This window comes from Mycoplasma sp. 1018B, from assembly GCF_024582675.1.
GTDB lineage: Bacteria > Bacillota_I > Bacilli_A > Mycoplasmatales > Metamycoplasmataceae > Mycoplasmopsis.
Map to the genome: position 1 here is coordinate 377285 of NZ_CP102084.1, position 12541 is coordinate 389825.

10 protein-coding genes are annotated in these 12541 nt (G+C 22.2%); 4 read left to right on the forward strand and 6 right to left on the reverse strand.

Going from position 1 to position 12541, the window contains the following annotated elements:
• The first annotated feature begins 145 nt into the window (after positions 1 to 145).
• From NPA14_RS01440 to NPA14_RS01455, 4 genes are all read left to right on the forward strand, one after another.
• A complete protein-coding gene (locus tag NPA14_RS01440) occupies positions 146 to 2503 on the forward strand; it encodes an endonuclease/exonuclease/phosphatase family protein (RefSeq protein ID WP_257075590.1) in 2358 nt (785 codons plus the stop codon).
• A gap of 150 nt (positions 2504 to 2653) precedes the next feature.
• The gene (locus NPA14_RS01445; RefSeq protein WP_257075591.1) at positions 2654 to 2971 is read left to right on the forward strand and encodes a hypothetical protein; all 318 of its coding nucleotides are present in this window, start codon (positions 2654 to 2656) and stop codon (positions 2969 to 2971) included.
• A gap of 10 nt (positions 2972 to 2981) precedes the next feature.
• A complete protein-coding gene (locus NPA14_RS01450; RefSeq protein ID WP_257075592.1) occupies positions 2982 to 5534 on the forward strand; it encodes a hypothetical protein in 2553 nt (850 codons plus the stop codon).
• Between the two features lie 105 nt (positions 5535 to 5639).
• Positions 5640 to 6110: a hypothetical protein gene (locus NPA14_RS01455; protein WP_257075593.1), complete on the forward strand. Its 471-nt coding sequence runs from the start codon at positions 5640 to 5642 to the stop codon at positions 6108 to 6110.
• A 24-nt stretch (positions 6111 to 6134) separates the two neighbouring features.
• Here the strand turns inward: NPA14_RS01455 and NPA14_RS01460 are convergent, their stop codons facing one another.
• From NPA14_RS01460 to mraZ, 6 genes are all read right to left on the reverse strand, one after another.
• On the reverse strand, positions 6135 to 8048 hold the full coding sequence (locus tag NPA14_RS01460) for a M13 family metallopeptidase (RefSeq protein WP_257075594.1): 1914 nt from the start codon (positions 8046 to 8048) through the stop codon (positions 6135 to 6137).
• A complete protein-coding gene (locus tag NPA14_RS01465; RefSeq protein WP_257075595.1) occupies positions 8041 to 8724 on the reverse strand; it encodes a 16S rRNA (uracil(1498)-N(3))-methyltransferase in 684 nt (227 codons plus the stop codon). Before NPA14_RS01465 ends, NPA14_RS01460 begins: the two co-directional genes overlap by 8 nt.
• A 79-nt stretch (positions 8725 to 8803) precedes the next feature.
• Positions 8804 to 10000 carry a cell division protein FtsZ gene (locus tag NPA14_RS01470; protein ID WP_257075596.1) on the reverse strand — a complete coding sequence of 399 codons (1197 nt, stop codon included), beginning with the start codon at positions 9998 to 10000 and terminating at the stop codon, positions 8804 to 8806.
• A 2-nt stretch (positions 10001 to 10002) separates the two neighbouring features.
• Entirely contained in the window at positions 10003 to 11169 is a 1167-nt protein-coding gene (locus NPA14_RS01475; protein WP_257075597.1) for an MAG3720 family protein, read from the reverse strand.
• A gap of 13 nt (positions 11170 to 11182) precedes the next feature.
• On the reverse strand, positions 11183 to 12109 hold the full coding sequence (gene rsmH, locus NPA14_RS01480; RefSeq protein ID WP_257075598.1) for a 16S rRNA (cytosine(1402)-N(4))-methyltransferase RsmH: 927 nt from the start codon (positions 12107 to 12109) through the stop codon (positions 11183 to 11185).
• Complete coding sequence (gene mraZ / locus NPA14_RS01485; protein ID WP_257075599.1) at positions 12075 to 12524, reverse strand: division/cell wall cluster transcriptional repressor MraZ; 450 nt, start codon at positions 12522 to 12524, stop codon at positions 12075 to 12077. Before mraZ ends, rsmH begins: the two co-directional genes overlap by 35 nt.
• Positions 12525 to 12541: the final 17 nt, after the last annotated feature.

Sequence of the window (12541 nt, forward strand, 5' to 3'; positions counted from 1 at the left end):
ATTTAAAATAAAATTTTAAATTAAAAAATGAAAAAAATATTATTTTTCATATTTAAAATTAAAAAATATTTAAATATTAAGTTAAAACGATTAAATTATAAAATTAATTATAGTAAGATATTTTTCTTTTATAAGGAGTAAAATTATGAAAATTAAAAATAAAATTAAATTATTATATAGTTCTTTTATTCCATTATCTTTAATTTATTTTACTACTTCTTGTTTAAACATCAATGAAAATAATAAAGAAGAAAAAAATCAAAAATTAGCAAAAACTCTTAAAGAATTAGAAAAAATTAAAAGTGAAACTCAACTGCTTGTTTCAAAACAAGAAATCATTGCATCTGATAATCAAAAATTAAAAATTAAAAATAATGAATTAATACAAAAAAGCAAAAATAATTCTGACAGAAGAAATAAAAATATTAATAATTTTGTTAATAAAATTAAATTAATTCAAAACAAAAATACAACTTTGTTATTAAAAATAAGAAATGAATTAACTAATTTTAAAAATGAATTTAATATCAATTTAGACCAATTATTAACAAATTATTTACAAGAAATAGAAAATCAAAACAATCATTATTTAAATACTTTAACAAATATAGAAAATAAAGAAAATTTATTTGAAAATATTATAAGTACAGAAAGAAAATTATTATTAATTAATGAGCAAATTTTTATTGATTGAAAAGCTATAGAACAATTAAAAAAAACCTTAAAAAATATCAATTCAAATTTAATTATTAAACTAAATGAAAAAGAAGACAATATTTTTAATAACACAAAAATTAATTTTGCAGATTTAGAAAATGTTTCTCTTATAAGAGAAACAGTAAGCGAATATTTAAAATTTTTATTTACACAAAATCACCCAAGAAATTACGGTAAAAATAGAGAAATAAAAATAAGTGAAAATTTAAAAATATCATTAAATAATTTAAATAAAAATTTTTCTAATAATTTGAATAAAACAGAAAATTTATTAAATAAATTAGTAAAAGATAATGAAGTTGATAAAAATCTTTTTGCAAATAGTTATATTGAATATTTAAAAAATCAAAATAAATCAATAAATTCTAGTATTGAAAAAGAATTTATTAACAATAACTATTCGTCAATAACTCAAAATCTTAATTCTTTGCAAACAATTAATAACAATTTAATTAATACTTTAACGAGTTTGAACCAAATAAATGAAGTTTTAAGATTATTTAATATAGAGACTAAAAAAATAATTTTTAAAAATGTTGAAAAAGAAATAGAGAAATTTTTACAACAACATGCAAATATTAATATAAATGATTTAAATCATATTTATAAAACAACAATTACTAAATATTTTTTAAATTTAGAAAAAGAAATTTCTAGAACTAATAATAAAGCTGAATCAAAAGTAAATGAAGAAAATAATATTCAAGAAAAAACAGAGCAAAATTCATCTTTAGCAAAAAAACAAGAAATAGCATTAAAACAAGTACGTTTAGCACATTGAAATGTTTTAAATCTCAATTTAAATGATACTAATGAAAAACTAGTTACTAACACAAAAATTAAATCTATAGCACACTTAATTAATTATTTAAATATAGATTTACAGGCTTTAACAGAAATTGATAATGAACGAGCTGTAAAAGAATTAACTAGACAATTGAATCAAATTAATAAACAAGCAAATTGAAAATACATTATTAGTCAAACAGGACCAAATGGCAGAGATAGAAATAAACAGGTAAATAATCAAACTAGTGAATTTATTGCTTTTATTTATCAGGCAAATAAATTTAAACTCAAACCATTCATTAATCAAAAAATAAATGAAGGATTAGCATATGATAATCAAAATTTTATTCATCATTACAATAAAAATTTAAATGGCGGATATACTAGACCTCCATATGGTATTTTTGTTGAAACATTAGGAAAAGAAAAAAACGATTTTACTTTTGTAGCGGCTCATTTTGATTCTCCAGGTATAAGAAGATCTACTAATAATGAAATTAGAGAACATAGTGTTCCTAATCTTAGAAATTTAGGAGCTCAAGAAGCTGATGAAGCTTTAAATACTATTAATGTAATGAATTATTTTGATAAACATGATGGTAATAATGATGATTTAATTTTTATGGGTGATACTAATATAAATGAAAGACATCATGATATATTATTTGACAATTTATTAAATAATGGTTATAAAAATTTAATAGATAAAAAAATTAATACATCTTTAGGTACTACATTTAATAGATATAGTAATTCATATGACAAAATATTTATTAAAAGTAATTTAAAAACTAAAAATGCACAAACTTATCCTTTATATCAATTTTTAGATGATCAAATTTATCCAGGCTATAATAATTTTAATCAATGAAAAAACTTCATTGATCAATATAGAAAAAATCCTTATTCTAGTGATGCTAATTATATTAGAAACGTAATAAGCGATCACAACCCTATTTATGTTGATTTAATTTTAGATCAAAATGATGAATTTTAAGTAGATAGTATATATCTACTTTTTTATAAATATAAAAATCTTTTTGCAAAAAAATAAAATTTTGCAGGAAAAATATATATTTTTAAGTTATTTAGATAAAACAAAAATTAATTTTCGCTAATATATATATATATATATATTGGATGAAAGATGTGAAAAATAGTTACTAATATTTATAAATTCAATTGAAAAAAATTGCAAAAGAATCAAGAAAATAAAATAAGTGTTTTTGAAAATTCTCATTTAGAAATCGAATTAATATATTCAAATCAAATACAACTTGATTGAATGCAAGATAAAAAAATTGAAAACGTTTTTTTAATTAAAGGTTGGGCTATTTTAGAAGATAAAAATCAACATAAAATTAAAATGAAAAAAGGTGATTTATTAACTATTAATATAAATTATTCGCATCGAATTATTAAAACAGCAAGAAAAACCATTTGAGTTGCAATTTTAAGTAAATAAAGAGGTGTTTATGAAATTAAAGAAAAATAAATTATTTTTTATAAGTGCAAGTGCATCTGTTTTAGCTCCTATAAGTTTAGCAGTTGCTTGTGAGACGCAAGAAGAAAACAATAAAGAAAAAGATATTAATTCTCAATTAGAAAAAGCTTTAAAAGAAATAGAAATTCTTAGTAAACAAAAATCTGAATTAGAAAATAAACAAAATGATTTTTCACTTGAAAATAAAACTTTAAAATCTAAAAATACGGAATTAGAAAGACAAAATTCGCAAGAAAGAAACCGTCGTAAAAAAGATTTTGATACATTTAAAAAAGCTTATGAAAAATTTAGCAATCATGCAAAAGAACAAATAAATAAAATTAATGAAACTATTTTAAGTTTATCTGTTAAATATGAAATAGATGTTGTTAAATTAGGTTCACAATATCCTAAAAGTTTAGAACAAGAAGCTTTAACTAAAATAGACGAATTAAATAAATTATTAATGTCTGATGAAGCAGATATTTTGGCAACGTCTTTAGTTATTAATACTTCTTTAAGAGAATTATATGAACAATTATTAGCAGAATATAAAGCACTTACGCAATTAGAATATATTTTGAGCATTAGTAGTGAAAAACAATTAACTAATTTAAAAGCAAATATTGATAATATTTATACAACAGAAGTTAATAAAGGTAAAAATCTTAATTCAACTGAAGTATTTTATCCATCAATTCAAACACTTGCTAATGAATATATTAATACTTTAATTAAAACACCAACTACCGAAGAAACTAAATCTTCAGAAGAAGAACAAAAACTTAATTCAACCTTTGCTGGAGAATTAAACAAATTAAAAACAGAGTTTGAAGAAATTTATAGAGTAACTCAAGAAAACTTAGAAACTTTAGCTACAACACATTCAATAAACAAAGATTTTTTAGGAATTAAATATCTTGAAGATTTAAAAGCACAACAAGCAAAACAAATTGAAATTTTAGAAAAAGATGTAACAATAGAAAATTACACACATGCCATTAAAGCTTTAAATGTTTTAGATGCAATTAATAATAATATTGCTCATTCATTAACTAGTTTAAATCAATTAGATAAACTTTTAGAATTATTAACAGTTGAACAAAAAGCACAAATTATTAATAACGGTGAAGCAAATTATAAAAAATTAGTTGAAGAAACTAAAAAATCTTTTCCAGAAACACCTGAAGAAAATATTTATCCAACAATAATTCATATATATCAAGGCATATCAAAAGAAATTACTAATTACTTGGTAGAAAATAACAAACAAGCAACAAAAGAAGTTGATCAAAAAAATACAGATAAATCTAAGAAAACAATTAACGAAGATAAAACATTAGAAGAGATTACTTCAAAAGAAACTATGAAAACTGATAATTCAAATGATCAACCAAAAGAAGAAAATTCTCCTGTTGTTATAACTGAAGAAACGTCAAAAGAAACAGCAGAAACTAAAAAAGAAGACAATGAAAAACAAAATGAAAATTCAGAAACAATAACGCCTGCACCTTCTGTAGAATCAAAAGAAAATAAATCTGAAGAAATAACACCAAGCGATACTACATCACTTGAAACAACACCTGCTGAAAAACCTCAAGAAGCAAAACAAATCATTCGTATAGGTCAATGATATCTTGATGAATTACAAGTTAGAACAAATGCACAAAGACAAAACGATTTAGAATCAAGAACTAGAGCAATAAGTGATTTAATTAATCATCTTAAAATTGATATTCAAGCAGTAACTAACTATAACAATATAACTGGGGTTGAAGAATTAATTAAAAAATTAAATGAATTAGATTCTCAAGCAAATTGAAAATATGTAGTAAAAGAAGATACAAATAAAACAGCTTTTCTTTATAAAGCAAGCAAAGTAAAAATTAAAAATTTTGAAGATCAAGAAACTCAAGAAGTTTTAGCATATGACAATACAAACTTTGTAAAAAATGATGGAGCTAAAAATAGTAATTACAATGTTGCTCCCGTAGGAGTATTCTTTGAAACTTTAGGTAATATTAAAAATGATTTTACAGTTGTAGCATCACATTTCATTAGATCTAGAGGAACAACAAAAGAAACAGAAAATGAAGCCAAAAATTTAGTAAACGTTATGAAATGATTTGACGAAAAAGATGGTACTAATGATGATTTAATTTTCTTAGGTAATACTAATGTAACTACAACGAAAAATCATGAAGTATTTTTTGCTGAATTATTAAATGCTAATTATAAAGCTTTACTAGATACAAATATTAACACAACACTTTCTAACAGAACCGAAAAACAATATAGTAACCAACCAGATAAAATCTTTTACAAAGGAACACTTGTAAATGAAAATACTAATAGTTTTCCACTTTTTGATATAGTAGATAATAAAATTATTAAAAATATAAATTCTTTTGAAGAATGAAAAGCTCATGTAGATGCGAAAAGAGACAGACCTTTTGCGAATAACGCCGGCTATTTCTATAATATTATAGCTAAAAATAGTCCAATATACTTTGATTTAGTCTTAGATCAAAACGATACAAATTAATTTATATTAAAAAGCATATAAATCATTTATATGCTTTTTTATTAATAAAAATATAAGGATAAAAGACAAACAAAAAATAAATTATTTATTTTAAGATTTGATTATATGAATACACAACATTTAGAACCTAAAACATCATTGGTTTTACCTGTTTTAAAACCAATTAATATGAAAGACAAATTTTTAGAAAAACTGGGAGATAAATTTAAATCAAATGTAATTATTATTGTAGCAATGGAAGAAAAATATGCCTATTTTCTTTCTTGTTTAAAAGAAACACAAAAAATAATTGAAAACGAAAAAATTATTCCTATTAATATTCACGAGGGAACTCTAGAAAATGGTAATTTAAAAATTATTGAATTAGCAAATTATATTGATATTTCTACTATTTATAGAATTAGTGTAGAAAATATTAAATATTTTGCTAAAAGCGAATATAACGATTTACCATATTTATCAATATTTGATCAAATGAAAATCATTGAATTATTAACTAATAATTTAAGTAATAAGAAAAATATTGATTTAATATATATTAAAAAAAGAAATCAAAATTTAAATAATAGTATTTAAAAATAAAGGCATTTGCCTTTATTTTTATCAAATTTTAACTCTTTTTTCAACTGGTAAGTACATTTTATCTTCTGGTTGAATATCAAAAGTTTTATAAAATTCGTCTAAATTTTGCAATTGTAAATTAGCTCTTAATTCAGCTGGTGCATGTACATCTATTTTTAATAAATTTTGTGCGTAATTTTCAGTTGCCTTAGTTCTTCAAATTGTGGCTCAATTAACAAAGAAATCAAAAGAAGAGTGATCTTTATTTTGCATTGAAGCTTCTAAAGCACATGAAATACCTCCTCCATCAGCTATGTTTTCTGATAAAGTTAATTGTCCATCACATTTTCCACATCAAATTTCTTTTTGATCAAATAATTCAATCATTTTTTTACCAAGTTCTTCAAACTTAGCAAAATCTTCAGCAGTTCATCACATATTTTTATTACCATTTTCATCAAATTGAGCTCCATGATTATCAAATGCATGACTTATCTCATGCGCTATAACCGCTCCTATACCTCCAAAATTAGCTGATGAAGATTGTTTAGGAGAATAAAAAGGAGCACTTAAAATTCCAGCAGGAAAAACAATATGATTCATAGTAGGACTATAATAAGCATTCACTATATTAGCCGGCATGCTTCAATAATTTTTGTTTATTGGTTCTTTATATTGATTAAAATGATATTTTATAAAAATTTGATCTAAGTTGATTATGTTATCTAATAGATTATAACCTTGTTTATATGAATAAACTTGATATTCTTGATAATAAGGTCGTATTTCATTAGGATAACCTATATGTACTCCTAGAGAATTTAATTTAATTAAGGCTTTTTCTTTTGTTTGTTGTGATAATCAATTGTTGTTTTGCAATCTTTGGGCATAAATATTAATCATTTGTTGAACTTTATTTTCAACATCTTTTTTAGCTTCTTCACCTAAATATTTTTTAGCAAAATGAACTCCTAAAGGCATTGAAAATTTATCAATTGCTAAATTTAAAGCTGCTTTATTTTTAGGTGTTAATTTTTTTAAACCATTTAAAGTTTTAGCATATTCTCCAGAAATTAATCTAGCTTCATTACTTAAATATCTTGCAAAAGCATGTAAAGTTTTTAATATCATTCAATCTTTATATTCTTTAAAATTATTTTCATTCAATACTTTATCTACATTATCAAAAAATCTTGGATAAGTAATAGAAACCATATCAACTTTTTTAGTAACTAAAGTTTGAGCAAAATTATAAAATTTAAAATTTTGAGATATAGAATTTAAATATTCTTTTTCTTTAGGATTATAAATTTTTAAATAATCAGCTTGTTCTAAATTAGTTGGAAAATATTGAGCTAATAAAGCATCAAAAGTTAAAGCATTTTGTATCATTTTATTACTTTTGTCAACTGAATAACCTGTTTTAATTAATAAACTATGCATCATTTTAGATCAAGCATTAAGTAAAAGTGTTTTTTTAGGATGGTTGTCATCATAATATGAAACATCAGGTAAAATAATATTTGCTTGACCCAAATACAAAATTTGTTGTTTAGAATCTTTAAAATCTTGATAAATAGAGAATTCAAATAAATTAGTATAACCTTTTAAAAATAATTCCACGTATTTATCTTTATAATCATTTAAATTTTTTAGATTTTCAATTTCTTTTAAATATTTTTTAACTGGTTTAAAAGCTAATTTATCTCTTTGTTCATAATCTAAAGCTTGATTATATAATCTAACAAAATTAGATAAAATAGTATCTTTTAATTTTTTATCTTTATAATCATTCACTAAATTTTTAACTAATTTAAACATTTTAATTTCATTTTTTTTATCAATTTCATAAAAAGCACCTGTGGCTGGTCTATCACTAGGAATTTTAGTTTCTTTTAATCATTTTTCATTTATACCTTGAAAAAAGTTATCTTTTAATAATTTTTTATTCATTATTCTCCTTTATATTACTTAAAAGATATATACATGCTGTTTCAGCTCTTAAAATTCTTTTACCTAAAGAAACTATTTGAGCATTGTATTGTTGTGCTAATTCTATTTCTTCTTGAGCAAATCCACCTTCTGGTCCCACAAGGATTAAACAATTATCACTTAAAGTTTGAATAGTTTCTCTATTAGTTTTTTCATGTGCTATAAAAATTTTTTTATTTTGAAATCGTTTTAATATATTTTCAATTTTAGTTGGTTCTAATAATTCAGGAATAACATTGCGAAATGATTGTTCAGCTGCGTTTTTTAAAATTTCTAAATGTCTTAAACGTTTTTTAAATAAATCATATTTAACTAAATTACCATTTGTGTATTTTGTAATCATTGGAATAATTTTTTTTACACCTAATTCAGTAGCTTTTTGTAATAATCATTCAAAACGTTCCATTTTAATAATAGGTGCGGCTAAAATAATCTCATTTTTAAATTCATTATTAATATCTAATTTATTTTTTATTGAAGCTAAATTATTTTTTAAACAACATAAATAAAATTCTTTTTGATAAACGCATAAAAAATCTTCATTTACTAAACGAGCTACTTTTAAATGTTTAAGATTTTTCTCATCTAAAATAAAATGATTATCATCAGCTTTTTGATTTACAAAAAAACGATGCATGTATATAATATCCTTTCTTTAATTTAAATTAGTATTTAAATTATAAATGAATTTAAAAAATAAAAGAGGGTTCTCTCTTTTATTTTTTAAATTTAAAGCCAAAGGAAAATGGGAATTTACTTTGCAGTTTATTATCATCTATATTATTGTTATTTATTTCATGATTAGTGTTTAAATTTTCTTGTACTTCATTATCTATATCATCTTCAAATAAGGCATTTTGATTATTTGTAATGATTAAATCATCTTCCAGTTTTTTTTCCATTGTTTTTATTAACAATTCTTTTTCAGAATTATTTTCTTTTGTTTCTTCTATTAAATTTAATCCCGTTGCTATTAAATTAACTTCGAAAATATTATCTTTAGGATTTGATGTTTTTAAATATTGCATTCCTTGAATAACATTAACAGTATCATTTGAATTAGTATCAGTATTTAAATATTTTGAAATTTGTTCTTGTGCTTTATTTATTTGCATTAAAGTAGCATTTTGTGTTTTAGTTAAAGAAATAATTTTTTTAGCATTATTAAATGATTTCTCATACAAAATATTATTAAAAACATTTAAACTAGCTTTTTCTCATACATTATCTACATTACTTGCTTTTCCTATACCTACATAGGTTAAACCACCGTTTGTTAAAATAGTGCGCAAATCATTAAAATCAACATTTATAACAAAATTATTATAAGCTATATCAACAATTATATCAATTGCATCTTTTACACTTTGATTAGCTATTTTTAAAGCTTGATCAGAAGGTAAATCACCATAATTTTCTTCTAATTTAGAATTGTTAATAATAATATAAGAATCACTATATTGTTTAACTTTAGCAAGACCACTTTCAGCAACTCTTAATTTTCTTAATCCTTCCATTTTAAAAGGCATGAAAACTATTGTCAAAGTCAAAATTTTCATTTCTTTAGCTATTGAAGCTATCACGGGTGCGGCACCTGTTCCTGTGCCTCCACCTAATCCAGCAACAATTATTGCTAAATCTGCGCCTTCTAAAATTGATTCTATATCTTTTTTACAAGAATTAGCTGCATCTTCTCCTATTTGTTGATCTCCTCCAGCACCTCAACCGTTTGTAGCACCTGTTAAAATTAGTTTATTTGCACAGTTGCTATTATTTAAATCACTTTCGTCAGTGTTAGCAATTCAATATTCTATTTGATCAATATTATCGTTAATAAGTTGATTGACCGCATTATTTCCAGCCCCTCCAACTCCGATTAATTTTATTTTGACTTTTTTATTATTTGATTGCATAATTATCCTTTATTTAAATAAATAAATTTAAAAAATAATTTGTTGAAAAAATTTGATTTAAAATTTAGCGAAATATTAGAAATTGTTTTTTCTTGAGGAGAATAATTTATAATACTGTCACTATATTTAATAATCCCTTGCATGCAAGTAGATAAATTAGAAATATTTGAAGTATTTTTAAATTGTTCAAAAGGAAATTTGGAATTTTTAAATAATGTTGAAAAAGTGCATGCACTATTTTCTAAAAACACTATCTTATATCCATCTTTTATATATGAGTATAATTCTTGTAGTAATTCTTGAAAATATTTTTCAATTTTATTAATAAATAATTGATAAAAAAGTTTTTGTTGCGAACTTAAGTTTAAATTTTTAATTATTAAATTTTGATCATTTTTCAAAAAAGAATTAACAAGTAGTTTAAATTGTTTGGTAGATAAATTCATTCTTGAAAATATTTCGTTAAAAATTGCAGAATAATTTATTTCTTTATAACTATTGCAAATAATATTTTTATTAAATTCTTTTGCTAAAGTTCATGAATAATTATTCAATTCTAAATAAATTTTATTTAAATAAGAATTATTATCAACTTGCACTTGAGCAAACATTTTTGTACAAATGTTATTAAAAAATATTTTAACTTGATTAAATTTTTTTATTATTTTATCTAAAATATTATTTTTTGTAATTAATAAATAATTTTTTATTAATGTAATACTCTTTGCAATTTTATTTAAAGGTAAATTTCTATATATTTTTAATTGATCAACTAAATCAATTGTTTTATAACAACTTATAACTTGATTTAAAATAATTTTTTCTGTATTTAATTTTGTTTTTATTTGTTTTTCTAATTCATTATTAATTTCTTTAGTTATTAAGTTACTCTTAACTAAAATTTCTGCTTGATAACTTTCTAATTCATAATAATTATGTAAACTTTCATCAAAAATCAAATTACTTTTAATTATTAATTTCTTTTTATTTGTTAATAGTTGTTTTTCTAATTCTTTATGTTTAATCATTAATAAATCAAGTGCTTTTAAATCAGAAGTAAGAGAAATGTTTTTTTCATAAAGTAAAACATTTTTTTGATCTTTTACTTCAATAACATTTAATATTACTTTATTTTTACTTATAAGATAGTTGAAATAAACATTTCTCATTTTTTACTCCTTTTTAAAATATTTTAGTAAGTACTCTTAATTTAGCACTTCTTGCACGATGATTAATTTTAATTTCTTTTTCAGATACTTTAATAGTTTTAACACTGTATTTTTTTTCTTCTTTAACAGGCATTTTTACTGGTAATTGATTTTTAGTTAATTTACCAAAAAAATTTTTAACAATTTTATCTTCTATAGAGTGAAATGAAATAACACATAAATTGGCTTGCGGCTTTAATAAGTCTAATGCATCAACTAACATATTTTTGAGAGCATTTAACTCATCATTTACTTCAATTCTTAAAGCCTGAAAAATAGCTTTGTTAGGATTTTTTAAACTAACTATTTTAGCAGGTAAAGATTTTCTGATGACATTTGCTAATTCTAATGTAGTATTTATAGGTCTATTTTCTACTATGGCTTTCGCAACTTGTTTAGCAAATTTTACCTCAGCGTTATAATAGAAAATTTGACTTAATTTTTCAACATCATAATGATTAACAATATAATTTGCATCTAAAAATTGATCTTGATTCATTCTCATATCCAATTTTGCATTTTTGTTATATGAAAAACCTCGATCTGCATTATCAATTTGTGGTGAAGAAATTCCCAAATCTGCAATAATACCATCAACTTGTTTGATACCAAGTTTATTTAATTCATTTTTTATATTTTTAAAATCAGAATGAATTAAGTAAAAATTATTATTTATTAATTCCAATTTTTTACGACTTTCTTGTATCGCAAAATAATCTTTATCAAAAGCAAATAATTTTCCTTCTGGAATATTTTGCAAAATTAAACTAGCATGCCCGCCCATACCCAATGTTAAATCAACATATATACCATTAGGTTTTAAATTTAATGCTTCAATTGTTTCTTCTAGTAAAACACTTTGATGTTTATTTGAAAGCATTTTGACGAGAGGCAAAAGCATTGGCGGCTTCTAATAATTCTTCTTCACTAATTGAATCTAAATATTGTTGATACACTTGAGGATTTCATATTTCTACTATATCCCCAACGCCTAATAATAAGACTTCTTTTTGAATGGCGGCTTTATCTAAATAAGTTTTAGGAATAATAAAACGATTTTGTGAATCCAATTCAATTTCTTGACTATTTCCTAATCAAAATCTTTTTAATTTTCTTACTAGAGGATCAAAATTACTTTCATAAGTTAACGATTCTGTTAATTTTTGAAATTCTTTTTCGCTTCTAAGTTCAATAACTCCGTTCATTCCTATTGTAATGTAAAATTTAGTACCTAAAAGATCTCTAATTTTTACAGGTAGAATGACACGATTACGATCATCTAAATTTCGATTGAATTGACCATAAATATTATTCATCACCACTTTCCTCCACC